At 57.5% G+C, this 25,254-nt stretch carries 25 protein-coding genes and 1 tRNA gene; 3 read left to right on the top strand and 23 right to left on the bottom strand.

What is annotated here, in order from left to right; all coding sequences use genetic code 11:
- Positions 1-157: 157 nt before the first annotated feature.
- The 21 genes from HY868_22480 to HY868_22380 form a co-directional block, all read right to left on the bottom strand.
- Positions 158-1,879 (bottom strand): cytochrome b N-terminal domain-containing protein, encoded by a 1,722-nt coding sequence (locus HY868_22480; protein MBI5304917.1) that lies wholly within the window; start codon positions 1,877-1,879, stop codon positions 158-160.
- Between the two features lie 80 nt (positions 1,880-1,959).
- Entirely contained in the window at positions 1,960-3,090 is a 1,131-nt protein-coding gene (locus tag HY868_22475) for a c-type cytochrome (protein ID MBI5304916.1), read from the bottom strand.
- Between the two features lie 154 nt (positions 3,091-3,244).
- The gene (locus HY868_22470; GenBank protein MBI5304915.1) at positions 3,245-3,742 is read right to left on the bottom strand and encodes a ubiquinol-cytochrome c reductase iron-sulfur subunit; all 498 of its coding nucleotides are present in this window, start codon (positions 3,740-3,742) and stop codon (positions 3,245-3,247) included.
- Positions 3,743-3,874: 132 nt separating this feature from the next.
- Positions 3,875-4,648 (bottom strand): hypothetical protein, encoded by a 774-nt coding sequence (locus HY868_22465; GenBank protein MBI5304914.1) that lies wholly within the window; start codon positions 4,646-4,648, stop codon positions 3,875-3,877.
- Between the two features lie 102 nt (positions 4,649-4,750).
- Positions 4,751-5,473 carry a cytochrome b N-terminal domain-containing protein gene (locus HY868_22460; GenBank protein MBI5304913.1) on the bottom strand — a complete coding sequence of 241 codons (723 nt, stop codon included), beginning with the start codon at positions 5,471-5,473 and terminating at the stop codon, positions 4,751-4,753.
- Between the two features lie 73 nt (positions 5,474-5,546).
- On the bottom strand, positions 5,547-7,571 hold the full coding sequence (locus HY868_22455) for an FAD-dependent oxidoreductase (protein ID MBI5304912.1): 2,025 nt from the start codon (positions 7,569-7,571) through the stop codon (positions 5,547-5,549).
- A 76-nt stretch (positions 7,572-7,647) separates the two neighbouring features.
- The gene (locus HY868_22450; GenBank protein MBI5304911.1) at positions 7,648-8,061 is read right to left on the bottom strand and encodes a c-type cytochrome; all 414 of its coding nucleotides are present in this window, start codon (positions 8,059-8,061) and stop codon (positions 7,648-7,650) included.
- 74 nt (positions 8,062-8,135) lie between these two features.
- Complete coding sequence (locus tag HY868_22445; GenBank protein ID MBI5304910.1) at positions 8,136-9,773, bottom strand: cbb3-type cytochrome c oxidase subunit I; 1,638 nt, start codon at positions 9,771-9,773, stop codon at positions 8,136-8,138.
- Positions 9,774-9,800: 27 nt separating this feature from the next.
- Complete coding sequence (locus tag HY868_22440) at positions 9,801-10,280, bottom strand: cytochrome c oxidase subunit II (GenBank protein ID MBI5304909.1); 480 nt, start codon at positions 10,278-10,280, stop codon at positions 9,801-9,803.
- The gene (locus HY868_22435; GenBank protein ID MBI5304908.1) at positions 10,280-10,396 is read right to left on the bottom strand and encodes a cytochrome c oxidase subunit 2A; all 117 of its coding nucleotides are present in this window, start codon (positions 10,394-10,396) and stop codon (positions 10,280-10,282) included. Before HY868_22435 ends, HY868_22440 begins: the two co-directional genes overlap by 1 nt.
- A 72-nt stretch (positions 10,397-10,468) precedes the next feature.
- Positions 10,469-10,915: a copper chaperone PCu(A)C gene (locus HY868_22430; protein ID MBI5304907.1), complete on the bottom strand. Its 447-nt coding sequence runs from the start codon at positions 10,913-10,915 to the stop codon at positions 10,469-10,471.
- A gap of 5 nt (positions 10,916-10,920) precedes the next feature.
- Positions 10,921-11,532 carry an SCO family protein gene (locus HY868_22425; protein MBI5304906.1) on the bottom strand — a complete coding sequence of 204 codons (612 nt, stop codon included), beginning with the start codon at positions 11,530-11,532 and terminating at the stop codon, positions 10,921-10,923.
- Between the two features lies 1 nt (position 11,533).
- On the bottom strand, positions 11,534-12,451 hold the full coding sequence (locus HY868_22420; protein MBI5304905.1) for a COX15/CtaA family protein: 918 nt from the start codon (positions 12,449-12,451) through the stop codon (positions 11,534-11,536).
- Positions 12,452-12,522: 71 nt separating this feature from the next.
- Positions 12,523-13,182 (bottom strand): SCO family protein, encoded by a 660-nt coding sequence (locus HY868_22415; GenBank protein MBI5304904.1) that lies wholly within the window; start codon positions 13,180-13,182, stop codon positions 12,523-12,525.
- Positions 13,179-13,526: a hypothetical protein gene (locus HY868_22410; protein ID MBI5304903.1), complete on the bottom strand. Its 348-nt coding sequence runs from the start codon at positions 13,524-13,526 to the stop codon at positions 13,179-13,181. Before HY868_22410 ends, HY868_22415 begins: the two co-directional genes overlap by 4 nt.
- Before the next feature lie 69 nt (positions 13,527-13,595).
- Positions 13,596-14,243 carry a response regulator transcription factor gene (locus tag HY868_22405; protein ID MBI5304902.1) on the bottom strand — a complete coding sequence of 216 codons (648 nt, stop codon included), beginning with the start codon at positions 14,241-14,243 and terminating at the stop codon, positions 13,596-13,598.
- Positions 14,240-14,842 (bottom strand): Uma2 family endonuclease, encoded by a 603-nt coding sequence (locus HY868_22400; protein MBI5304901.1) that lies wholly within the window; start codon positions 14,840-14,842, stop codon positions 14,240-14,242. The genes HY868_22405 and HY868_22400 overlap by 4 nt, the downstream gene beginning before the upstream one ends.
- Positions 14,843-14,862: 20 nt before the next feature.
- Positions 14,863-16,779, bottom strand: a complete 1,917-nt coding sequence (locus HY868_22395) for a GAF domain-containing sensor histidine kinase (protein ID MBI5304900.1) — start codon at positions 16,777-16,779, stop codon at positions 14,863-14,865.
- A 147-nt stretch (positions 16,780-16,926) separates the two neighbouring features.
- A complete protein-coding gene (locus HY868_22390; protein MBI5304899.1) occupies positions 16,927-18,588 on the bottom strand; it encodes a peptide ABC transporter substrate-binding protein in 1,662 nt (553 codons plus the stop codon).
- A gap of 228 nt (positions 18,589-18,816) precedes the next feature.
- Positions 18,817-18,890: transfer RNA gene (locus HY868_22385), tRNA-Glu, on the bottom strand.
- A gap of 203 nt (positions 18,891-19,093) precedes the next feature.
- Positions 19,094-20,374: an imidazolonepropionase gene (locus HY868_22380; protein MBI5304898.1), complete on the bottom strand. Its 1,281-nt coding sequence runs from the start codon at positions 20,372-20,374 to the stop codon at positions 19,094-19,096.
- 240 nt (positions 20,375-20,614) lie between these two features.
- Between HY868_22380 and HY868_22375 the strand changes: the two genes are divergently transcribed.
- Positions 20,615-21,670: a hypothetical protein gene (locus HY868_22375; GenBank protein MBI5304897.1), complete on the top strand. Its 1,056-nt coding sequence runs from the start codon at positions 20,615-20,617 to the stop codon at positions 21,668-21,670.
- Positions 21,663-22,799, top strand: a complete 1,137-nt coding sequence (locus HY868_22370; protein ID MBI5304896.1) for a hypothetical protein — start codon at positions 21,663-21,665, stop codon at positions 22,797-22,799. The genes HY868_22375 and HY868_22370 overlap by 8 nt, the downstream gene beginning before the upstream one ends.
- Before the next feature lie 165 nt (positions 22,800-22,964).
- On the opposite strand, the gene HY868_22365 is transcribed toward HY868_22370, so the two are convergent.
- Complete coding sequence (locus tag HY868_22365) at positions 22,965-23,321, bottom strand: type II toxin-antitoxin system PemK/MazF family toxin (GenBank protein MBI5304895.1); 357 nt, start codon at positions 23,319-23,321, stop codon at positions 22,965-22,967.
- Positions 23,315-23,569: a hypothetical protein gene (locus HY868_22360; GenBank protein MBI5304894.1), complete on the bottom strand. Its 255-nt coding sequence runs from the start codon at positions 23,567-23,569 to the stop codon at positions 23,315-23,317. The genes HY868_22365 and HY868_22360 overlap by 7 nt, the downstream gene beginning before the upstream one ends.
- A gap of 574 nt (positions 23,570-24,143) precedes the next feature.
- Between HY868_22360 and HY868_22355 the strand changes: the two genes are divergently transcribed.
- The gene (locus tag HY868_22355; protein ID MBI5304893.1) at positions 24,144-24,779 is read left to right on the top strand and encodes a hypothetical protein; all 636 of its coding nucleotides are present in this window, start codon (positions 24,144-24,146) and stop codon (positions 24,777-24,779) included.
- Positions 24,780-25,254: the final 475 nt, after the last annotated feature.

Below are 25,254 nucleotides of genomic sequence, written 5' to 3'. Positions count from 1 at the left end.
CATACCACAAGACGCGGCAAGCCGCAAACGCATCCAGGCGATGGGGAGGATGGTTTCGTAAGGGCGAGGCATTTGCGCCACATGCAGCGATGAGCGAGTTGACTTGCCATTAGTTAGTCACTACGCGTTCGAATTGCATTTTGCAAATGCCTCGCCCCTACCAGGGTTGGAACATCACATTCGTCAACCAAATCTGCGCGAGCAAGACGAGGATGAGCAAACCAAACCCGACGATATAATTTCGCCGCGTCATTTTGCGCGTGAGCGACGCGTCCGCTTCGCCGTTCGCGATGCCGCGCGCGAATTCACCCGGCGCAAGCCAGCGACGCAGAATCGGCTTGCCGACGTACTCGTTTCGCAAACGCGGCAAGCGCGCACCCGTCAAGCGCGCCTCTTCCCAGGTATTGCCTTCGCGATTCGCGCAATCGTCCGGCGGACAACCGATCACGCGCACCTCGCGCGCGCCCGCAGCGAGGATGCGTCCGATCAAATCGGGACTCGCCGCGGCGACACACGGCAACGCGATGACCGTCGCGTGCGCGCGCGTCACATCGGCGTGCGCGGTGTGTCGTTCGCACGTCACCACCACGCGCAGATCGTCGTTCTGCACCTGGGCGCGTGCGACGCGCGCCAACACAGTCTGCCACAACGGGTCCACCGTGCCTGCACCCAGCGACACTGCGCGCACATCGCACGAGCCAATGCAAATGCCGCACGAAACGCACAGGTCGGGATTTTCGATCGCAATAAATTTATGCGGCTTGCCGTCCGTGCGCGGCGTCATCGTGATCGCGCGGTACGGACAATCGAGCGCGCACTTGGTACACCCCGTGCAACGCGCCTTGTCAATCACGACACGCGGCGATGTTTCTTCGCGCGGCAAGAGCCAGGGCAAGAGCGCCAGCCCGCCGAGCAACGCGAGCGAGCCGAGCCACAACCAGGGTGAGTTGAACGTCGCGCTGAACGCGCCGGGAAGGTAGAACAGATAGAGCAAATCAATCGGAAATGCGTCGGGCGCGCGATTCAAATCGGCTTTGGGCAACATGCCAACCGGCACGAGAACAGAGACAACCAGGATAACAATCGTCGCGCCGACCATCCAGTACCGGCTCGCAATCCATTTGGGACGATTGAGTCGCGCGAGGTGCGTCCACACCGCGACGCCGATCAACACCGATAGCGCGAGGTGAGCCACCAGTACGATCATCACAAAAATCCAACTGTTGCCTTTTTGATTGACCGCGAGCAAATTCATCACCGAGTACGATCCGCGTTGCAACATCTTGTCGAACGCGATCGTGATCGCGAGTGCGCGTTCATCCCAGACGAGTTGATAACCGGTGACACCAGCCAGCCAGATCGGCAACAGCATCGCGATACCCGATGCCCACGCGAGCCACCGCGCTCCGCGCCAGCGATTCATCACGAACAGACGCCACGCGTGAATGAGCGCGACGACGATCAACGCGTCGGACGCGTAACGATGCGCCGCGCGCACGACGCGCGCGAGCGGCTGACTTTCGACGCGCGCGATGAACACGTACGACGAATCGAACCCGACCTGGAAAAACATAACGAGGAACAAGCCGGTGAGAGAAATCACGCCGAACAAAAACACCGCGATGGGACCGGTGTAATAAAACGGATTCATCTGCGGCGCGCCGACCCAACGCGTCACCGGCGCTTCGATCCACAACATCGCGCGTTCGAGCCAGCGCAGTATCGCGTGGCGGCGCGGCATCCAGATGGGTTGCTCCGCCGTCTCAGCGGACACCACCACGCTCAATTCTGGCGCGGTCTCTTCCGCCTCTTCGACGACCACCGGCGCGCAATCCTTGGTTGGATCCGCGCCCGGCAAAACATCTTTCGATTGATCCAAAATATCCTCGTTAAACGCGTGTAGAGACGTTGCACGCTTTGCGAACGTCTCTACACGTTTTCACACCGACGATCCGAAAATTATTTTTGCCAAGTCCGCAAGAACGCGATGGCGTCCGCCAGCTGTTCCTCGGTCAGTTTGCCTTCAAAACTCCGCATCGCCGTGCCTTGGCGTCCGTTCAACGCAAGCATCAGCACTTCGGCGTTCGTGCTTTTTTGCATGAACTCGTTCGGCTTGAGTTTGCGTCCCACGCCGCCTTGTCCCTCCGAACCGTGACACCCGGCGCACGCGTCGTTGTACACTTTTTTGCCTTTGGTCGCGTTGCCGATGGGCCACTCGTCGCGTAGTGTCTTCAAGTCTTTGAGCGCCTGATCCGGATTTTTTTCGATGAGCGCGATGAGCGGATCGAATTTGGCGAGCGCCGGACCGAACGCTCCCGACTTGGCGCGTTTCAAATAAAAGAGCGCATCCGGCGCGTCGCGCTGATCGAGCGAGTACAACGCCGATTCAAGCAAATCGGCGACGGTCGTGTCAGGCAATACGCGTTCGCCGGTGCGCCATGCGCCGAACAACGCGACGAGGTCTTCGATTTGATTGGGCGAGAGCACAGTGCCCCAGGTCGGCATCCCTTTCGCCGGGCGACCATTCGCAATCGTCTGGCGATACCAGGTGTCGTTAAGACTCTTGAGACGCGTGGAGTTGTTCAACGCGAGCGCGGTCGCGCCTTTGCCTTCTTCGCCATGACAGAGCGAGCAGGTGCTCGCGAACAAGGTCGCACCGCGCGAGGCGCTCGGTTTGAAATCGGTCGCAATCACTGGCGCGTTGGGTTCCCAGGCGCGCAGAAACGAGACGACGTAACGAACGTCTTCGTCGGTGAACGGACCACCGTTCGCTTGCGCCCACGCGGGCATCGTCGTGTTCGGACGCCCGGCGCGAATCGTTTCGACGAGCACTTCGTCGGACGCGTTCGCTAACAGCGCTTTGTTGTTGAGCGCGGGACCAACCCCGCCTTCGCCGCGCGTGCCGTGGCACGACGTGCAGTTGTCCACGTACAATTCGCGTCCGCGCGTCAAACTGATCTTGTTCAACGCTTTGCCGGCGGCGGCAATCCGGTCTGGCTCGGTCAACCACGCGAATCCCAGCGCGATGATGAGCAAGACTGTTAGCCCCAAGCCAATCCACATGTATCGTTCGTAATTTTCATTTTGCATAGTTGATGTCCTTGTTCAGCCACTGTCATTGCGAGGAGGCGGTTTTTGCTGACGAAGCAATCTACCCCCTCCCAACCCTCCCCTTACGAAGGGGAGGGCTAGGATGGGGTTGAGGGTTGCTTCGCCGCTACGCGGCTCGCAATGACACGTTCGTTCACGCTTTCGTCGTCTGACTCGGGTCAAACTTGGCGCGCTGGACTGGGTTGCCGGTATCCACATACACTTCGCCGTCCTTGATCGTCACCGGAAAAATATCGAGCGGACGCGGCGCGGGACCACCGGTCACTTGCCCGGTCTTGTCAAAGATGGACCCATGACACGGGCAATGAAATTGTTTTTCGTCCTCAATCCAGGGCACACTGCAACCCAGGTGCGTGCATTTTTGCCACATCGCGAGGAAACTTGCGTTCTCCAAACGATACAGGAAAAAGCGCCCGGCTTTGATCAGATTGACACTGCCGGGTGCGAACTCGGCAACCTTGCCCGCGCGCACGACGCCGCCAAAACCACTCGTGCTCACTGGTTGCACGAAACGGAGCAGCGCGGCGATCATTTGCCCGCCCAACAACGCGAGCGAACCAGCCCAGGCAATTCCTAAGAATTGACGACGATTGATCCCAGATTTTTTCGGATGTGTCACATTCACAGTCATCGTGGGTATCCCCTCATTAAATAGACTAGGAAACGTGCAGACAGAGAGACGAGTTTGGTTGTTTCCTTGTTTACCCCAAATACCTTCGCCAGAATCCAGGTTTCTTCGAGAAACCTGGATTCTATTCTGCTCTCAGAAATTGTTCAGCGGATCGTAACCGCCCGGCATATCCCACGGCAGGTACAACTTGAAGCCAGGTCCGCGGAACAAAAAGCCGGTAATCGTCAACACGACCGCCGTGATAAAGAGCATCGTAAATAACGCGAGCAACAACTCGCGCGCGTCGCCGCCGCCGCGTTGAGTCCGCCACACGACGACCGCCGGGATCGCTGAGAGCACGAACATGATCAGAAACGGCAGAATCGCTTGCGCGACCTCTGCCGGCAGCGCGTCGCGCAACAATTCGCGCAACGGAAACGCGTTATCCACCAGGACATAGATCGGCATGATCACGAGCGCGTAAAGCGCGGTGAACAGCACGATGCGTTTTGCACGAGCATCCCCGAACCATGTCCCCGCGCCGGCGCGTTGATTGTCGAGGTACGGAATCGCGATCAAGAACAGCACGGCGATGGTCGGGATGAGCACGCCGGCAACGGTGGGGTGCATGTGCTCGAGCAATTCTTGTAAACCCATAAAATACCACGGCGCTTTCGCCGGGTCGGTCGTGACGAGCGGGTTTGCCAATTCTTCGAGCGGCGCGTTTTTGAACAGCGAAATCGCCATCAACACGACGCTGACGCCTAACAAGATCAACGTTTCTAAAATCGCGACGATGGGAAACGCGAACAAGGTATTGTCGGGACCCTTGTCTGCCATCGTCGTCGGCGCGCCGCGCACGACTTCGACGAGACTGTAGGTTTTCGTGCCGACTTTTGCAAAAGGTTCAAGTTGTGTATCTGACATTGCTATCTCCGTTTACTGGTGCAATAGTGCGTTAGTGCGTTGGTGCGATAGTCTTCAGTAAGAGGAGTAACTATCGCACTATCGTACTATCCAACTATCGCACTATTGCTCGTTCGCCGCCAAGCCGCCATCTTTCCGCACGCGCCAGATGTGCAGTGAGATGAGCAAGAACAATAGCGCGGGAATCACCATAATGTGCAACGCGTAAAAACGCGTCAACGCTTCTTGCCCCACTTCGGGACCGCCGAGCAAAATGCGTTTGACGGTCGAACCCATGACCGGTTCGTACGCGGCGATGCTCGTGCCGACCGTGATCGCCCAGAACGAAAGTTGATCCCAGGGCAAGAGATAGCCGGTGAAACTCGCACCGAGCGTGAGGATGAGCAGCACAACGCCGACGACCCAGTTGAATTCGCGCGGTGGTTTGTACGCGCCGGTGTAAAACACGCGCGCCATGTGCAGCACTGCCGCGAGCACCATCAGGTGCGCGCCCCAGCGATGCAAGTTGCGGAGCATCTGTCCGAACGGCACGCCGGTTTGGAGTTCCACAATATCCACGTACGCGCGCTCGACCGAAGGCACATAGTAGAACATCAACAAGATGCCAGTCAACGCCAAGGTCAGAAACAAAACTGTCGTGATAATTCCCAGCCCCAGCGAATAGGTCGCTCTGAGACTCTTGAGATTCACCTTGACCGGATGCAAATGGAAAAAGAGATTCGTCGTCATCACCAGCGAACGGTCAAGTGGATTGTCGGGCAAGCCGTGGCGAAAGAATGACCGCCAGACGCGCGAGCGAGTTACAAAATCTACAAATGAAGCCATGAATGCTACTCCTGTGTCAGTAGTGAACAGTGAACAGTAAACAGTAAACAGTCTACTGTTCACTGTATACTGGTTACTGATAACTGAGAACTTCCTTAAACCGAAACGCTTCCATCGTAATCGCATCGGTCGGACAGCGTTCGGCGCAGAGCGCGCAGCGCGTGCAATTCGTGTCGTCCTTGAGCATCACCGCGACCTTGCCTTCGGGCGCGTTCGCCGCGTGCGTCTCGATGACCTGGGTCAGCGTCGCATCGCCTTGAATCTGATCGAGCCGCACAATCTTGAGACAATCCCACGGGCACACGTCCACGCACCCGTTGCACAAAATACATTTTGTTCCGTCAAAGATCGTATTGACACTGCATTCAAGACAACGCAGACCTTGATCCGCGGCTTGCTGCTCCGAGTAACCCAGCTCGATGACCGTGAGACCGGTGCGACGATCCACCGGCAAGCCCGGAATTTTCGTGCGTTCGCGTTTCGTCCAATCGGCAGGCATCGCGTGATTCGGCAACTCCTGCCACTCGGTTTCGACGGTCGTCGTGAGCGCGCGACCCTGGATATGTTCTTCGATGCCGAGCGCGCCGAGGTGTCCATCGCGCACGGCGTGAATGATGAGACGCGGACCGTACGCCACATCGCCGCCGGCGAACACATCCTGCGCCGAAGTTTGCCCGGTCGCCGGGTTGATCTCGACCAGACCGCGCGGCGACATCTTGACATCGTCCGCGCCGCCGAGCGCAGTGAGGTCCGCAGATTGACCAATCGCGAGAATGACCGTATCGCATTCCCAGGTTTTCTCGGTGCCCGGTTTGAACTTGGGGTTGAACCGGCGATTCTCGTCGAACACCGACGCAACCTCGATTGTTTCCAACCCGACGACCTTGCCGTCTTTGCCGAGAATTTTATTCGGACCGAATCGCGGATTGAGTTGGATGCCTTCTTCGAGCGCCTCCTCGATTTCAAAGCGCGAGGCGGGCAACTCGTCCCAGGATTCGAGCGAAATCATTTTCACGTCCGCGACGCCGAGCCGCAACGCGGTGCGCGCGACATCGAGCGCGGTCTTGACGCCTTCCTCTTCTTCTTCGGAACGCGCTTCGGTCTGCCCCAGGTCAGCTTGCTGTTGCGCGGTCGTTTGCCCCAGCCGCAACGCGGTGCGCGCGGCATCCATCGCGACATCGCCGCCGCCGACGACAATCACCCGCTTGCCGAGCGTGACCTTGTAACCCAGGTTGTAATTGAGCAACAAATCCACGGCGGTAATCACGCCGTCGAGGTCTGAACCTTCGATGTTAAGCCGGCGTCCCTGCATCAAACCGAGACCCAGGTACACCGCGTCGTGTTGCTTGCGAATGTCCGCGAGCGAAATATCTTGCCCGACGCGCGTGTTGAAATGAATCGTCACACCCAAGTCGAGGATGGATTGCACTTCGAGGTCCATCGCTTGTTGGTCAATGCGATAGATCGGCACGCCATATCGCATCATGCCGCCGGTCTTCGGACCGGCTTCATAAATCGTGACGTGGTGTCCGAGCAACGCGAGATCGTTCGCCGCCGCGAGCGACGACGGACCCGCGCCGATGATCGCGACCTTGCCGCGTTTGCGTCCCGGCGTCGCGGCGAGCGCGCGCAACGAATCGCGCGACCAGCGCGCCGGGGAATGCACCTGATCGAGACCCGTTCCCGGAAACGTTTTTTCTTTACGCGCCGCGGCTTGCGGCGTGCCTACGCCAATCGCCTCGAGGGGGATAATGCGGCTCGTCTTGTCGCCCTTGCCGGGCAATTGTTGAACCGCTTCGGGTCCGTACCGCTCGGTGAGGACGCGCTTGAGCGGACGAATCGCGACCGGTTCCATATCGGGACCGACCGCGCCGCGCCGACACGCTTTTTCGCACGGCGCGCCGCAAATGCGTCCGCACACTGTCGAAAGTGGGTTCGGTTCGTGCGCGATCGCATAACCCAGTTCAAGTTCGCCGCGCGCGACCGCGGTCACATACGCGCGCGCGTCGGTCAGCACCGGGCACGCGGCTTGGCATTTCACCATCGCGCGCCAGTGCTCTATCGTTGGAACGGTGACGTTGTATTTTGCGTCAGCCATTATCTCTTCCAATCAAGCAGTGCATAGTGCGTATGGCGTAACGCGCGTTACGCCATACGCACTACGCAATACGGTTTTACTTTTCGCTCAACAGATACGCGATCAAATCCGCCATCTCTTGCGCCGAAAGTTCCGCGCTGAATTTCTGGTACATGTCGCCCTTGTTGAAACCTTCGACGACGTACGCATCGGGCTTGGTGATGGATTCCTTGATGTATTCCTCCGCGCTCATGCCCGCGACGCGCGTTGCCGCGCGCGCGCCAGTGCCCTTGGTGTACGGCGCCTTTTCCGCCTTGCCTTCTTTTTCGTCGTACTTGTGGCACGCGACGCATCCTTCCGCAGACTTGGTGCCGATGGTGCTCTTGTTGTAGAGCGCTTTGCCGCGCGCCGCATCGCCCGCGCCCGCCGCGCCACCACCGCCGCCGCCGCACGCGGACAACACCAACGCGGTGATCGCGAGCAACGCAATCAGTAAAACTAATTTACGCATTCTGCTTCTCCTCTTGAACTAAAGTTGCGTAACGCGCCGACATGCCTCGCGCGTTACGCAACCATTATACGCGATTACTTCCAAACATTAAAACCGGGCGAGACCAACTGCACTTGACTAATCAGCGACACGAGGACCGGACCGTACGCGATGACGATCAACACGACCGTGCCGACGAGCCAGGGTTGCCAATTGTTGAGCCACGCGGGAATACCTTCTGGTTGCAACGCTTCGGCAATCGGCATCTCGACCTTGGCAGTTTCTTTGTTCATCATCGTCTTGACGACGACGACCAAGAAGCAGATGAACGAAACGAGCAGGATCGTACCACCGATACCGGTTTCCAAACGCGGGAACAACCAATCGGGCGTGCCATAATTGTCCGTCGCAACGCCGAGCATCGTGCGGCGCGGCGCGCCTAGCAAACCGAGGCGGTGCAAGCCGTTCGACATGAGTCCCATTCCAACAAGCCACAACCACGATTGCGCGCGTGCCCAGCCCGTGCCCCATAACGCTTTGCCGGTCAGGTGCGGCAAGAGCCAGTACAAGATGCCGATGAACGTGAGCGTCACGCCCGTGCCAACGGTCAGGTGCAAGTGACCTGGCACCCACGCTGTGTTGTGAATGACGAGGTTGACGTTGTACGACGCGTTGATGATGCCGCCGATGCCGCCGAATGCAAAGATGATCATCGCGACGGCTTGCGCGGTAAACGATGGTTCGTTCCACGGCAGTTTCAAGATCCAATCGAGCAAACCTTTCGCGCCGCGCGCACGCCCCGCCGTTTCGAGCGACGCCGTGACCGTGAACGCGGTCAACATGCTGGGGAAGAACACGGAGAAGGTCAGGATCGCGTGCAAGTACTTCCAACCTTCCGAGATGCCGGGGTCCACATATTGATGGTGGAAACCGAGCGGCGTTGAAAGCAAGAGGAACAACCAGAACGCAAGACGCGCGAGCGGTTCACTGAACAACTTGCCGCCGGCTTGCTTGGGCAACATGCCGTACCACGACACGTACGCCGGCAACAACCAGAAATAAACCAGCGGATGACCCGTGAACCAGAACAACGTGCGCGCAAGTTGCGCGTCCACGCCCGGCAACAATCCAAGCGACCAGGGCAACAGCATCACCAAGATTTCCGCCGCGATGCCGAGCGTGCAGATTTGCCACAACACGACGGTGATGAGCGACCCTAGCGCGATGAACGGCGTCGTCGCGCCCTTGTTCTCTTTGCGCCACGCCGCCCAGGTCAGCAGCAAACTCCAACCGCTCATCCAACTACCGACGACGACGAGCGTCAAACCAAGATAATAGAACCACGGCGCTTGCATTGGCGGGTACAAGGTGTACAGCACCGACGCCATGTTGAGCAAGAGTGGAATCGCCGCCATCACCAAGCCGACGACCATCACGATGAACGCCGCCCAACTCAGCATGGGATAGACCAGTGCTTTCTTGAGCGTGTAGGTCACGGTCAAGGTGAAAAAACCGGTGATGAAAAACGTCGTCCACACCAACGCGTTCAAAACGCCGTGCAAGGTCAGACCTTGATAATACGATTGCAGACCGACGCTTTGCAACGCGGGATAGAGATTGATGCCCATGTGCTCCAATGCCTGGAGCGGACCAAAGAGCGTGCCGATGGACAACGCCACGATTGCAACCAACATATGCCAACTGGCAATTTTTCGTTCAGCCCCTAAAATCATTTCTCCTCCTTTGGACATGACGACGCGTTATTTCACGGTCAGTTCGCCGAACATGTTTTGGTGACCGACGCCGCAGTACTCGGTGCAGATGAACGGGTACTTGCCGGGAGTCTTGAATGTCGCGGTCATCTTGCTCACTTGCCCGGGCAAAATCTGCACGTTGATGTTCGTGCCTTCCAGTTTAAAGCCGTGTTGAACGTCCACGCTCGTCACGTAGAACGTCACGGTCGAGCCGACGGGTACTTCGAGTTTGTCCGGCACGAATTTCCACGGACTCGACCCCGCGCGAATGTACGCCTCATAGCGATTCGGCGCGAGTTGGCGCAACCCAGGATTGGCAAATCGGCTCGTGGGATCCGTGGCGACCGTATTCGGGTTGACCAGCGCCTCGGGCACCGGCACTTGGACGCCCATCATAAAACCGGAGATGCCCACCGCCGCGGTAAAGACGATCAACACCACAGCCGTCAGCATGATCCAATAGCGTTCGTAAGTGTCAACGTGAATCATCGCGTCATTCCCCTTTCCATCAGAGTCAAAAAGACCCAAGACCACAACACGACGATCGAGAGCGCAAAGATCAGCATGATCGTCAATGTCCCTTTGGGATGTTCTTCTTTCATTTGTCCTCCTCTTAGAATCTTAAATAAATTGCTCGATTGGAATGTGCCCGCGCCGTTGTGGATCACCCCCTTTTATTGCTCACGAATTTCGACATCCACGTTGATCTGCCCCGATTTTTCAAAGACCAGGGTCAGCGGTAGTTTGACTCCAGACTTGAGCTCCACTTTTTTTTCAATGCACATGATGTGCAAGCCGCCGACTTTGAGTTCCACTTGCCCGTTCGCCGGAATGTCCATCGTGCCGCCCGTGACCATTCGCATGCCCATCGCGCCGTTCGCCATCATGTACGACTCGTGCAGTTCGACCGTGCCGCACGCGTTCGATTTCGCGGCAGTCAACTTGTCTGCGACAGAACCAGTGTTGCGAATCATCATGTAGAACGCACCGGCTTGAGCCGTTGCCGGCGAAGGGCGCCCCCACACACCTTCGACCGCGATTTTTGGCGCGGCAGGCGTGGGACTGGCACAGCCAACCAACCACAACACTACAACACTCACCACCAACATCACGCGTTTCATTTCGTTTACCTCGACATCAAGTATTGTAAATCGGACGCCATGTCTTGCGCCGACGTCCCATACGGAAATACGAGTCGCAGGTATCCGTTGCGATCCACGACCATCGTCGTCGCGGTGTGATTCATCAGATAACCGAGCGCGGAATCGCTTTCTTGCTTTTCGTAGTAGATGCCATAGTACGTCGCGATCTGCGCGATTTGATCTTCCGTGCCGGTCAAACCGATGAACGACGGATGAAAGTGCGTCATGTAATTGGCGAGCACGGCTTGCGTATCGCGCGCGGGGTCCACCGTCACCATCACGACTTGCATTTGGTCGCCCTCTTTGCCGAGCAACTTGCGCGCGTTGGCGAGTTCCGCCAATGTCGTCGGGCACACATCCGGGCAAATCGTATAACCGAAATAAAGCAAAACGAACTTGCCGCGAAAATCTTCGAGCGACATGCGTTGTCCCAGGTGACTCATCATCGTAAAGTTTTGCGCCGGGAGCGGCGATTGTAAAACTGCGCCGTGAAACGCGTACGGCGTCAACAAACGTCCGCCGATGAACGCCGTCGCGCCGAGCAGAACCAGCCCGACGACAATCACCGCGATGAGCGTTACCCGTTTCGATTTCATCTCAACCGCTTTCCGCCGACCGCAAGGTCGCGGCGGTCAACAAGATCAAAACGATCCACACAAGATCGGCGAGTAACAAATGCAACAACTGCATCCAGATCGGCACGAGCAAATAAATGTTCAACACGCCCGCGCCTAATTCAATTGCGAACAGGACGACCAACGTCGTCGAGAAACGCCGCGCGTCCGCGTCCATCTTGGATGCGCGCAACGTATTGACGACGAACAACAAATACGCGGCGACGGCAACCGCGATCAGCGGATGCCACACGCGCAAACTGACGAGTAGTTGCCCCGCTGGCGAAAGCGATTCGTAATGTCCAGGTGTGAGCGAGGCGACCGGCAGAACCGTGTCGCCGAGCGCGGTGACTGCGCCCGCCATGCCCATCAACAAAGTGACGAACAATCCAATTCCCAGCATCCACGCGCGCGCGCCTTGCCCGCGCCATCGAATCGCCGCGCCGCCCGATGCCCACCACACCGTCAACGATAGCGCGGCGAGCAGCGAAAACGTAATCAAGAGATGCACCGGCATCACGATGATGCGTCCGAGTGAAATGTCGAACGCGGTCCAGTTGAACAGCACGAGACCCGCGCCGGCGACCGCTTCGGTAATCATCATCGCCATTGAGAACGCCGCGCCAGCGCGCGCCGGATGTCCCGCCGGGAATTCGCGCCGCGCCCACACGAGCATCCCCAGCACCATCAAGAGGGCGAGTCCGCTCGTAACGCGATGCGCGAATTCGATGAGCGTGGCAACCTGGGACGCGGCTGGCACGACCTGATTGTTGCAGAGGGGCCAATGACTGCCGCACCCGGCGCCCGAACCGCTCGCGCGCACATACGCGCCCCACAAGATCACCGCGATGTTGAGGACGAGCACGAACCAGGCATAGTTGCTGAAAGAGGTTGTTTTCATTTCTCTAGAGCCGAAAGCCCAAATTCGGAATTCGGAATTCTGAATTCCGAATTCCGAACTCCGAATTTTGTCTACGGTGGATAACACAAGAACAAGTGCGCGGCTTCGTACGCGTACCGCGCCGCGCCCTCGCTGTTGCGCGCTTCTTGCGCGATCAAGCGAATATCGCGCGCGAGACGGTCGGTCGTCGGCGTCGCCGTTTTGTAGTACGCGCGAATGATGCCCCAGCCATCCACCAACACGAACAACGGATCAAAGGTGAAAGCGCCGTCCGCGTTGCGCGCATAGTACAGACCAAAGCCGCCGCCCAGCGCGTACTTGAGCCGCGTCGCGTCGCCGGTCGCGATGCGCCACACGGACGAATCCGCACCCACTTGCGCGGCGTACGCGTGCAATTTTTCCGGCGTGTCGCGCTCGGGGTCGAACGAAATCGTCACGAGCGAAACCGGAATCCCGTTCGTGTCGGTCGCGCGCAACTCGGTTTGCAACGCGCGAAACACAGAACTCGTTTGCGGACACGGCGCGGCGCAATTCGCGTACGTGAAATTGTACAGCGTGATGCGCCCGCGCAAATCTTCGTTCGTCAAACGCGCGTTATTTTGATCGGTGAGTGAAAAACCAGGTGAAAGTGTGATGCGTGGCAAAACTTGGATTGGGCGCAATGTCGCGAACGCGATGACTGCGATCACCGGCAATGCCGCGAGCGCGTAGAGGAGACGCCAACGACTCATCGCGTCACCTTCTTCGCGCGGCGTTGGCGCGTTTTGCCCTTGATCACGCGCACCAAATCGGAAGCAGTCGGACCCGCCAACTCTTGGCGACTGTGAACGACCATCCGATTTTCGGCGAGCGTGAGATAGATGACCTGAGGCGCGGAAGATGCGGATTGAAATGCCGGCGCGGTATCCGCGTGGTCAACGATCACCGTATCCGGGTGATGCGTCTGGACGAGCGTTTCCGCCTCCGCCCAATCACGCGCCGCGCCGATAATGCAGACGCTCCGCTGTTCACTCAGCAGACGCGTCAACCCATCGAGGAAAAGACCTTGACCAACAAGCAAAACTCGCGATGACATTTGACATGATTGTAACAATCGTCGCGCGAAATGTCATCGCCCAGAGGGGTACACTTTAAGGAAAATGAACTAGCCGGAAGGATTAATCCCGCGCCGCGCCGCCCAGGCGGCGGCTTCGGCGCGACTGCGAACGTGGAGCTTATCGAGGATCGTGCGGAGGTGTGCCTTGACCGTGTGTGGCGATAGCGCAAGTTGCGTCGCGATTTCCTTGTTGCTCAACCCGCGCGCGACGAATTCGAGCACTTCGCGCTCGCGCGCGCTCAACTCGTCGCCGGGAGGCGGACTGTCCGGCTTGGGCGCGCCGGACGCGAATTCGCTGAGAAGCTTGACCGCCATCGCGGGCGCAATCATCGCTTCGCCCGCGGCGACGTGTTGAATCGCCGCGATCAAATCCTGGCTGTTCATGTTCTTGAGGAGATAGCCGCGCGCGCCGGCGCGAATCGCGGCGAAGAGATCGGATTGTTGTTCCGATATGGTGAGCATCACGATGCCCAATTGCGGATGCACATCGTGCAAACGCCGCGCCGCTTCGACGCCGCCCATACCGGGCATGTTCACGTCGAGCAAGACGACATCCGGCTTGAACTCGCCCACGCGCACGAGCGCATCTTCACCGCTGGCAACGGTCGCCACGACGCGCACATCCGGCACGTCGTTCAAGATGCGCGCCAGTCCTTCGCGAAAAAGAAAGTGGTCGTCGGCGATGAGAATTTTCATTCCTGGAATAGTTCGGCAACGTTAATTTCAAAACCGCGCATGACCTGGGATTGCGCGCGTTCAGTCGCGCCCCACTTGCCGATCAACGTGAACGCGCCTTGCTCCAACACAAACACTTCGATGGTCTGCACGCGCGGGTCAACGATCCAATACTCGCGCACGCCCGCGTCTTGGTACGCTTGAAATTTTTCTTGCCGGTCGTACATCCAATTCGACGGTGATAACACTTCGACGATCAAATCGGGCGCGCCTTCGACAAAGTGACCGAAACGCACATCATTGCGTCCCGCCGCAACAAAGAAAATATCCGGCTGCAACGGCACGGATTGCGTCGGCAAACGCACGCCTGTCGGTGCGACTCCGACCAGCCCAAGTTTGTTCGCTTTGGCAAACAGTTTCAATTGAGTTGCCAATTCAAAAGCCGGTTTTTGATGTTTCTCAAAATTGGGTGGCGGTGCCATGTGCAACACTCCGTCAATGATTTCGTAACGATAATCATTCTCCGGCAACTTGAGCCAATCCTCGTACGTCCATTTGCCCTGCTCGGGCAATGGCGTGGACGGAATTGCTGGTGAAGCGAGCGTCGGTGCTTGCGCCATTTCAACCTCCTGCCACCGCATTATACTACAGAATCGCGCGCCGCGCGTATTGGCATCATCACGACGATGCGCGTGCCTTGCCCCGGACCGGTCGCGACCGTCAACGTGCCGCCGAGACTCTGTGCGCGTTCGCGCATCGTCGCCATGCCGTGACTGTGATACACGCGTCCTGGTTGCGCCGCATCGCGAAAACCGCTCCCATCATCCGTCACGCTCAACGCGATCTCGTGCGCGTTCGCGCGCAACGCGACCTGGACTTGGCGCGCGTGCGAATGTTTCCGCACGTTCGTTAACGCTTCCTGCGCGATGCGCAGCAACTGCATCCCCATTTCCGGCGAAACGGTCAAACCCGCTGGCTCGGAGGTAAACGTCGCCGCGATGCCGGTTTGCCGCGCGAACTCGTCCACGTAATCGGTCAAGCGCGCGACGAGTTTATCCGGCTCATCCACGCCGAGACGCAAACCATCAATCGCTTCGCGCACATCCACATACGCGCCGCGAATCGTCTGTTGCATCTCGCTCAATTCGCGCGTCGTCGCATCGTAGCGTTGCGACGCGATCAAGTTTTCCAATCGCTCGGCTTGCAAACTGAGGTAGCCGAGTGTTTGCGCCAAGCCGTCGTGAATTTCGCGCGACAAGCGGTACCGTTCTTCGAGCACGGCGAGTTGATTGACCTGCGCGTACAGTTGCGCGTTACGAATCGCCAACGCGATCTGATGCGCCATCGTCGTCAACATCTCGACGTGATCGTCGGTGAAAGTGCGCGCGTGACGCGAACCCAGGAACATCGCGCCAAAGGTGCGGTTCTCCGCCACGAGCGGCGCGGCGACGACCGACAGCAAATCGTGCGCGTCGCTCGCGACATTCGCGCGCAGAACCGGCGCGCGCGTTTCGTGCGTTTGGTTCGCCAACTGCAAACCGAGTTGAAACCGCGCGTCGGTAAGCGCGTCGCCCAGGTTGCGGCGCGCGCGGCACGTCCACGTTTCCGACGCCTCGTCGAAAAGAAAAATTCCGCCGGCGTGCGCGTCCCAGCCCGCCGCCGCGATGTCGAGCACTTGCGCGGCGAGATCGTTCAATGCTTGCGCGCTTTGCGACGCGCGGTCGAGCGCGTGCAGTGTGCCGACCTGACGCTGACGTTGACGCAAACTATCGAGCGCACTCGCGATCACGCCGCCGAGAATATTGAGCAGACGAATGTAGTCTTCGGGCGGACCGTCCACCGTGGGAAAATACGCGGAGATGATGCCGACGCGTTCTTGATCGCGCACAATCGGCAAGCAAACGAGCGAACCGATACCTTCGGCGCGCGCTTCGTCGTGCAAACCGAGAAACAACGGACAATCGCTCGACGCGTGCGTTTTGAGCGTCGAGCAATCGCGGCAACGCAACATCGAAACGCCTGCGTCCAGACGCGCGCGGAACGCGTGCAAATAGTGATCGCTCAAGCCCCAGGTCACATCGAGTTTGAGGCGGTCGCCGTTATCGTCGAACGTTACGACACTGGACGCGCGCGCGCCGGTCAATTGCACTGCGCCTTGCGCCGCGAGTTCGTACACCGTCTCTTCGTGATTCGCGTCGGTGATGCGTTTGCCAAACTCGTTGAGCGCGAGCAGTTTTTGGTGATTGAATTCGAGTTCGGCGAATGCCGCGCGCAGTTCAGCTTCGACTTGCTCACGGCGCGCGAGCGCGCGCGCCAGCATCGTCATCGTGAACCAGGTCGCGGAGATGCCGGTGAGACTGTACACCAACATCCCCACGGCATCGCGCCAAACTGGGGCAACCTGTAAAATAATCGCGGAGAGAAACAACTCGTGCAACGCCACGAGCGCGAGGACGATCAGTAACGCAACCCAACGCCAACGCATAACTTTGGCGCTCGTCAGTCCCGTGTGTACGAGTCCCGTTACTCGTTCGACTGTAGAGGAAAATACAGACATGCGAAATCCTATACGCGCATTCTACCGAACGCACGAATGTTTGTCAAAGGTAGGGGCGAGGCATTCGCAAATCTGTATTGGCTTGGACGCCGTCTGCATGAGCAAGCTAACTACTCGAACGATCAAGCAGTGGCGAATGCCTCGCCCCTACTCCACATTCCACAAATCAAATCGCTCGTAGCCGTCCGTGATCGCGTAGGTGCGGCGAATGTTTGGCTTGGTCAACGTGGCGCGCTGCGACCACCACAACGGCTCGATGATCGCTTGGTCTTCGATCAACATTTTTTCGGCGGCGCGATACATCGCCCGGCGCTTCGTCGCATCCGTTTCGCGCGCGGCGTTGATCACTTGTTGATCGAACGGCAAGGACACCCAGCGCGTAAAATTGTCCGGCGAATTGGAACGAAACACGTTTGCAAAATTCGCGGCGTCGGGATAGTATGCGCAGTATCCCAGCCGAAAGATCTGCGGCGTATCGTCGCGCAAATTTTGCAGATAACTTTTCCAGTCCAAGCGTGCGACGCGCACCTCGACGTTGAGATTGCTCTTCCACATTTGCGCGATTGTCTCCGCCAACACCACGTGCGTTTCGCTTGTGTTCACCGCGAGCGTGATCGTGCCGAGTTTGCGCCGGTCGTACCCCGACTGACGCAAATACTCGCGCGCTTGGTTGACGTTGAATCCGCTCTGCGCGCCGAGCGTATCCGAAATATCCGGCGACGCGTAAATGCCGGGACGCGTGAACCAGCGCGCCGGTTCGCCGAGATACACGATGGAACTTGTCAACGTCTCGCGATCAATCGCGGCGACAAACGCTTTGCGGACGAGCACGTCCTTGAACGGTTCTTTTGCAACGTTGAAACCGTAATAGTGCGCGCACATGCTCGGTACGATTTGCAACTGCTTGCCAAGGAGCGGGTCTTCGCGCAACTGATTCACGTCGGTCGCGGTGAGCGCGCCGTACGGGTCGAGCGAGTCGAGGTCGCCGTTCTTGTACTCGTCGAGCGCGGTTGCGGTATCCGCGATCATCGCGAAGGAAATGCGCGTCACGGCGACTGATCCCGCATCGTAATAATTGTCATTTTTCCGCAGGATGATTTCGCGATTGTGCGACCACCGCTCGATATAGTACGGTCCGCTCGTCCACAACGTTCCTGGCTCCGTCCACACCGTGCCGCCGGCTTCGATGGATTCGCGCGGCTGGATGCGCGCGAGCCAGGTCGCGAGGAGAGACGGAAAATAACTTGCCGGTCGCGTGAGGATGAAACGCACAGTGGAATCATCTATCGCGCTCACGCCAAGCGCGCCAAACAATCGCTCGAACTCGGCGTCGCTCGTTGTCTGCGGATTCGCGGCGCGCAATTGTTCCGCGCCGCGAATCAACGGTGCGAACGTCATCGCGAAACCGGAACCGACGCGGGGGTCGAACACGCGGCGGACGCTGTACACGACATCGCGCGCGGTGACCGCGCGTTTCTTTTCGACGATGCCGCGCGCCGGCACGTAACGCACCCACACCGCATCCTCGCGCAATTTGAATTCCCAGATGAGACCATCGGCGGAGACCGCCCAGCCGTTCGACAGTCCGTGTTGCGGCGCGCCGGTCGTGGGGTCGAGTTCGACGAGCGATGAAAAAATCATGCGGATGATTTGTTGCGACCCAGGATCGGTCGCGAGCACAGGATCGAGCGTAGGCGGTTCGCTGCCGAGATTGAGACGCAATTCGCGCGCGATGACGGCGGGCGCGGCGCGGCAACCGATCAACACGCTCGCCGCAATCAAAACGAGGAGAACCCGTACGCGTAACATAGTACGTGGATTATAGCATAATGCCGCGTAGCCGCAACCAAAATTATTTGGACGCGGATGAACGCGGATACACGCGGATATTTTTTCTTATCTGCGAAAAGAGGATGATTGTCAAACGCTTGCTTTTGCGCATTCGCGCTCTAAAAAGAATTTTCGATTTTCGGTTTTGGACTTTCGATTGGATGTGCGCAAATCGAAAATCAGAAATCGAAAATCGAAAATGGGTTGTGCCGCATAGGGGGTTCGAACCCCTGATCTCCGCCTTGAGAGGGCGGCGTCCTGGTCCACTAGACGAATGCGGCGTCTGAAAATAACTGGCGCTATTGTATGCGGGATGGGATGGGGTGTCAAATTGAAAAGCAAGGTTAGACGTGATGTAATCTCATCGAGGAGGAAAAAGAAGATTCAAGTGCCGGACTCTAGAATCAAAGTCGGATTGCCAAAAGGTCACGTTATCTCAAACGCTCAATTATGATTTCAGGAGCTAACGATTGAGTGTTGCTTTTCATACCACGCGCCCGCGCTTGATGACCGTCTCGATCGGATTCGCGCCGAAGCGGTACGCGAGGTGGCGATAGTCGGGCACGTTCGCGATAATCACGTCGGCGAGTTTGCCGTTCTCCAATGAGCCAACGCGGTCGGCGATGCCCAGCGACGCGGCGGCGTTGATCGTCGCGGCGGCAATCGCTTCATCGGGCGTGAGTTTGCAGTAGCGACACGCGAGCGCGATGACGAACAGCAGCGACTCGCACCAACAAGTGCCGGGATTGATATCGCTCGCCAGCGCGACCGGCACATTCTCCTCGATGAATGCGCGCCCATCCGCAAAATTGGTTTTCCCCAAACCGAAGGTCGTTCCCGGCAGCAGCACCGCGACCGTATTCGCCTTTGCCATCGCGCGCATATCCTCACGCCGCGTCACCATCAAGTGATCCGCGCTCGCCGCGCCGAGTTCCGCCGCGAGCGATGCCGCGCCCAGGTTGGCGAATTCGTCGGCGTGCACGCGCAAACCGAACCCGAGTTCCTGTGCGCGCGTGAGAATGCGCCGCGTTTGATCGAGCGTGAACGCGCCCTCGTCGCAAAAGACATCGCAAAATATTTTCGATTTGGGGTCCTTCGCTTCGCCCAGGACAGCATTTTCGATTTTCGATTTGGAGACGGCGGGAAGCATCTCCTCGATCACACGCGTGACGTACTCGTCCTCGCGCCCCTTGTATTCTTCGGGCACGACGTGCGCGCCAAGAAAGGTCGGCACGAGGTCGAGGGCGTGCGCGCTATCGAGCGCGGAGATCGCGGTGAGCATTTTCGATTCGGTTTCGAGGTCGAGACCATACCCGGTTTTGACTTCGGCGGTCGTGGTGCCGTGCGCGAGCATCGTGTCGAGCCGTGCGCGCGCTTGTGTGATGAGATCGCCGAGTGATGCGCCGCGCGTCGCGCGCACGGTGTTCATAATTCCGCCGCCGGCTTTTTCCAGGTCGAGGAATGTCGCGCCCTGCAAACGCATTTCGAATTCGTTCGCGCGGTCGCCGGCGAAAACGACGTGCGTGTGCGCGTCGACCAAGCCCGGCAAAACGATCTTGCCACGCGCATCAATCACGCGTGTATTCGCGTCTGCCAGTGCGGAAATGGTGCTCGTCTCGCCGAGTGCGACGATGTGTTCGCCGCTAATCGCCACCGCGCCGTCACGCAGGATATGGAGATCGCCTTGCGTCGCGCCGCGTTTGGGCGCATCGCCGGCGAGCGTGAGAACTTGGGCGGCAGAGTGGATCAGCAAATCAATTGGCATGGCGATTTCCTTTCGACAGAATTAAGACCAAAAGTCAACGGACCTCTCACCGAATTTGCAACCCGCGAACTTTATAGTTTGGATGGAAGACAGATCAGCGCGGCGCTCTGCCAGAGATTATACGAAAAAAAACGGTCTGGTCAATCGTCCGAAATTGCATACTACAATTGCAATCCAAGTGCAGTTATGCTATAATGGTACCAGAGTACCACCTTGCCTCCGTAATGACATTGAGGTCCGATGAAGGCGCTCTTTCGTACAACCAGTTTTGCCTTGATCCTGTTGGCGACCATCGTCGCGGTAGGATTGTCGTATCATACGTCCTTGACTGTCGCTGTTTCGGGATTCGCTATCTCAGAGACTCTCTGGAATGCGTCTCCTTCGCTTGAGTTGTCGCGCGAGCCGGAACCGCTCGTAGCGTCGGCAAGTGCCTCGTTTTCTTCCGTCTTTTTGACTTCGCATTGGCAAGATGAAGCACGCACCGTCAAACCGGATCGGTCGTTGCAACCAATGCCGGTCGTGCCGCGTCAGCCGTTTGATCGTGCTGACCTGTATTATCGTCTCCCCGCCACACTTCCACCCAACAAAGTTTTGCGTGCGCTGGTCGTGCTGCATGGCATGGGCAATCGCGGCGATGTTTTTTCGCGTAATATGATCGCGGAAGCGGATAGTCATGGGTGGTTGTTGATCGCGCCTACCATTCGATACGGCGATTGGACAAACCCCGAGCAGCTGTTGAAAGACGATTTGTTGTACACGCGGATGTTGCGCGATACGCTCGATACGCTTCCCGCCGAGCTAGGCATCCGTTTGCGTCAACACGTTCTCTTGTTGGGATTTTCGCGCGGCGCGCAACTCGCGCAACGCTTTGCGTTTTTCTATCCCGAACGCGTCGAAACCGTCGCGGCGATTTCGGGCGGCGCGTATACCCTGCCGCAAGAAAATAGCAAGGATCCAACTGGCACGCGTTTGCTCATCTTGCCGTATGGCGTGGGTGATGTGCAAAAACATCTGGGCAAACCACTTAATTGGGATGCGTTCAAAAAGATTACCTTTTGGGTGGGCGTCGGCGCAAACGATAATCGCAAAGATGACGTGCCGCGTACGTTTGATCCGTACGTCGGGAACAATCGCGTCGAACGCGCGCAGAATTTGTACAACTCGTTGTGCGCGGTGGGCGTGGACGCGCACATCGCCGTGTTCCCCAACACCGATCACGAAATGACTGCGGAGATGCGGCGCGCGATGGTCAATTTTCTGCGCACAGACGAACTTGCCGATAACTTGAATGACTAGACTAGACTATTCGATTCTCTGGGTGCTTGTCGCCCTGCTCGTGTCCGCGCTAACTACTGGTTGCGCGGTTTTTGTTCCTCCACCTACTCCCACACCGACACCAACAGTATTGCCAACCGCAACGCGCACGACGGTTCCCACGTCAGCGCCTAGAGTTACACCATCTCGCGCGAATGTCGCGCAAGCGCCGATTCGTACCGGAACGACTTCGCCGGCCGCGACGGTGCCACCCAGCGCGACGCCGACAATCACACTCACACCGACGCGCACGCGCACGCCAACGATCACGCCGACCTCGACCCAAGCGCCGCCACCGACCGGTCGCGCCGCGCGTTTGGATGTGACGATGCGAAGCGCCTCGCTGGGAATGGACCAAAAACTGCGTGTGTATTTGCCGCCCAGTTATTATGATTCGCAACGACGCTATCCGGTGATGTACCTGTTGCATGGGTATGGCGGACCGTACAATGAATGGGAACGGTGGGGCTTGCTCGATGCGCTCGACCCTGCCATTCGCAGTGGCATCGCGCAACCGATGATTGTCGTGATGCCAAACGGTCTGATGGCGCAAAACATTCCGTCGTACTTTTTCAATCACGCGCCCACTGCGGGCGGCGCAAAATGGGGTGATTATATTTGGAAGGATGTGGTCGCCTACGTCGACGCGAACTATCGCACGCTCCCGCAACGCGAGAGCCGCGCGATTGGCGGCATTTCGCTCGGTGGGCAAGGCGCGCTCACGCTCGGCATGACACACCCTGAAGTATTCAAGGTCGTCGGCGCGCACAGTCCTTCGTTTCGCGGTCCGACCGGCTGGACGGATCTGCCCGACGCGTTTTTCGGAACCTGGGAATACTACAATCAATACGATCCGTACTGGCTGGTGCAAAACACGACTACGGCGCGCGAATTGCTCATCGGTATTGACGTTGGCACGGACGATCATAATTGGCGCGAATGCGATCCCGGTAAACGATGCATCAATACGTTTCATCAACTGCTCGTCGAGAAAGGGATCGAGCACGATTGGCAAGATAAATGGACGGGCGGGCATGACGGCATCACGTACTGGTCGCCCCACATGGGCGAGTACATCAATTGGTACTCCAGGAAATTGGTCGGTCAGTGAAATGAACAACGCTCCTCATCGCGAGGAGCGTTTTCTATCTAATGCGAGAGGGCTGATGGTCAAATGCCAAAGCGCACCGCAACGGTGGACGAATCGAAAGTATCTTCCAGCCACAAGCCGCCCCACCGTTGTCGTGGTGCGTGTGTTTGCGTAAGCCCATCCTCGTCATTCAGATTCGCGCGGGTCGAGCACGAGTTTGATTCCATTCAGAATCTCTCGCACACGCTTGACCGCGAGCGTGCCGACGTATTCATCCAACTGCGACTTGTCAACCGTGAAAATTTGTGACACGTTAACCACGCTATCTTTGGGTAGATTTGTTTCCTTCTTGTTGAGCAATACGTTTCCAGGGGCGTCCGCACGTTTTGGATTAGAGGTCAGCGCACAGACGACAACCGTTCTTATCTGACTGCGGTTGAACAAGTTATTCTGCACGACAACGTGGGGATGCCTGTACCCAGGTCCAGACCCCGACGATTCCTCAAAGTCAATCCAATAGATATCACCCTGATTGATTACCACGTGCCCTCCACGATTCGACGATGATGACCTCTCACCTTGCGTTGAAGAACTTTTTCTGCTGGGTCTGGTTCATCCGCGTACGCCGCGTTGATTCTTGTCAACAGGTCTCGGCTCTGTTGACGTTGGATGAAATCTTCCAGCGCAAGCACGAACAAGCGACTGCGCGAGACCTTCATCCGGCGCGCGAGATTTTCCGCCTGTTCAAATAGCGTTTTTTGAAGCGAGATTGCGGTTTTCACGTTTTGCATTTAGTTATACCATCCTTTCCACACATAGTATAACTATTTGCCAATGCAATGTCAATACCAGATTGGTTTTCCCGCTTGGCATGTAAGCCCCGCGCATTTCTGGGATGGGGTTTCCGCAAACGCTAGAGCCGAGCGCAATGCAGTGGAGTTCAGCGCCGCGAGAAAGACACCATCACGCGCCGCATTGTCGCGCTGCGTGTGTTTGGCGTTCGTGCGTGATCGCTCCAGATACTGCCATATTTCTAATCGGGAGAAAAACCAAAAGTTGCACATTAGGTTTATCAGTGTCAACACCGTCGCCAAAATCACAAATTCATCCGCGAAGAACGCGAACCCTGGCACTTGCGTTCCCGCCAGGGCAAGTGTAACGCAAATGAATTTAAAAATTAGCGGAGATTCGCGTTATTCGCGGATAAAAAAACGGGCGAAAATGATTTGGCGAAGGTATTGCAGTGTACTCCGCGTAATCTGCGGTTGATCAATTGCTGTCCTACCCAAGTTGGGAGAGGCGAGAAATTTGCAACTGTACACGCGTATGCTATAATCGGCGCAGTTTGATCGGGAGAGAAAAAACTTGACGAAATTCATCTTTCTCACGGCGATATTATTTGCGCTCGCGCTGAACCTGGTCGCGGCGGTGCCGGCGTTCGCGTGCGAGCCGCGCAGTGATACCGACCCGCGTTGCGATATGCCGCGCCCCAAGCCGCGCGTCGTCGCGCGTGTTGCGCCGACGCCGACGCCCAAGCCAACTCCAAGCAATCCCAATCGCGGCTTGGCTCCGGGGGATGCGCTGGCGCTTGACGCAAACAAGTGGTACACCGTTGGCGCGAATTCGTACTTGTGGTTTATGAACGACAACGGCCAAAGTTTTTATCAGACGGTCATACTCGAAACCAAGTTGAGCAACGGCGTGAACTTTGCGGCGTTTTCGCAGGAACAAGAGAACGGACTCAACAATTCCTCGCCGCCAAAAGGACGCGGTACGCTTGCGCCAGCCGATGGCAAAAATCCGAAATACACCTGGAAAGGTTCGCACGCGCAAGGACGCTGGTACTTTCTGGTCACCAATTACAATCCGAACCCGGTCGAAATCAAACTGAGCCACGATCAACAAGCCGACGACCGGCAGTGTCGCGGATTCTGGGAAGTAGATGCCTATGGCAATACGATCTGGTGGGTAGACTGTGGCATGTACGGTTTGAACAAATAAACGGCGAGAACGACAATGCCGCTACGATATGTGGCGGCATTTTTCTTTTGAAATCAAAGTGTAGCGCAAGTTTCCAACTTGCGAGATGGACAAGTTAGAAACTTGTCCTACACGTGGCGCAAGTTTCCGACTTGCGAGATGGACAAGTTAGAAACTTGTCCTACACGTGGCGCAAGTTTCCGACTTGCGAGATGGACAAGTTAGAAACTTGTCCCACACGTGGCGCAAGTTTCCGACTTGCGAGATGGACAAGTTAGAAACTTGTTCCACACGTGGCGCAAGTTTCCGACTTGCGAGATGGACAAGTTAGAATCTTGTCCTACAAGTGACGCAAGTTTCCAACTTGCGAGATGGACAAGTTAGAAACTTGTCCTACACGTGGCGCAAGTTTCCAACTTGCGAGATGGACAAGTTAGAAACTTGTCCTACACGTGGCGCAAGTTTCCAACTTGCGAGATGGACAAGTTAGAAACTT

It is taken from the genome of Chloroflexota bacterium, assembly GCA_016219275.1.
GTDB lineage: Bacteria > Chloroflexota > Anaerolineae > UBA4142 > UBA4142 > JACRBM01.
Note: the sequence above shows the minus strand (reverse complement) of the source record. Positions and strands in the feature narration are given on the sequence as shown.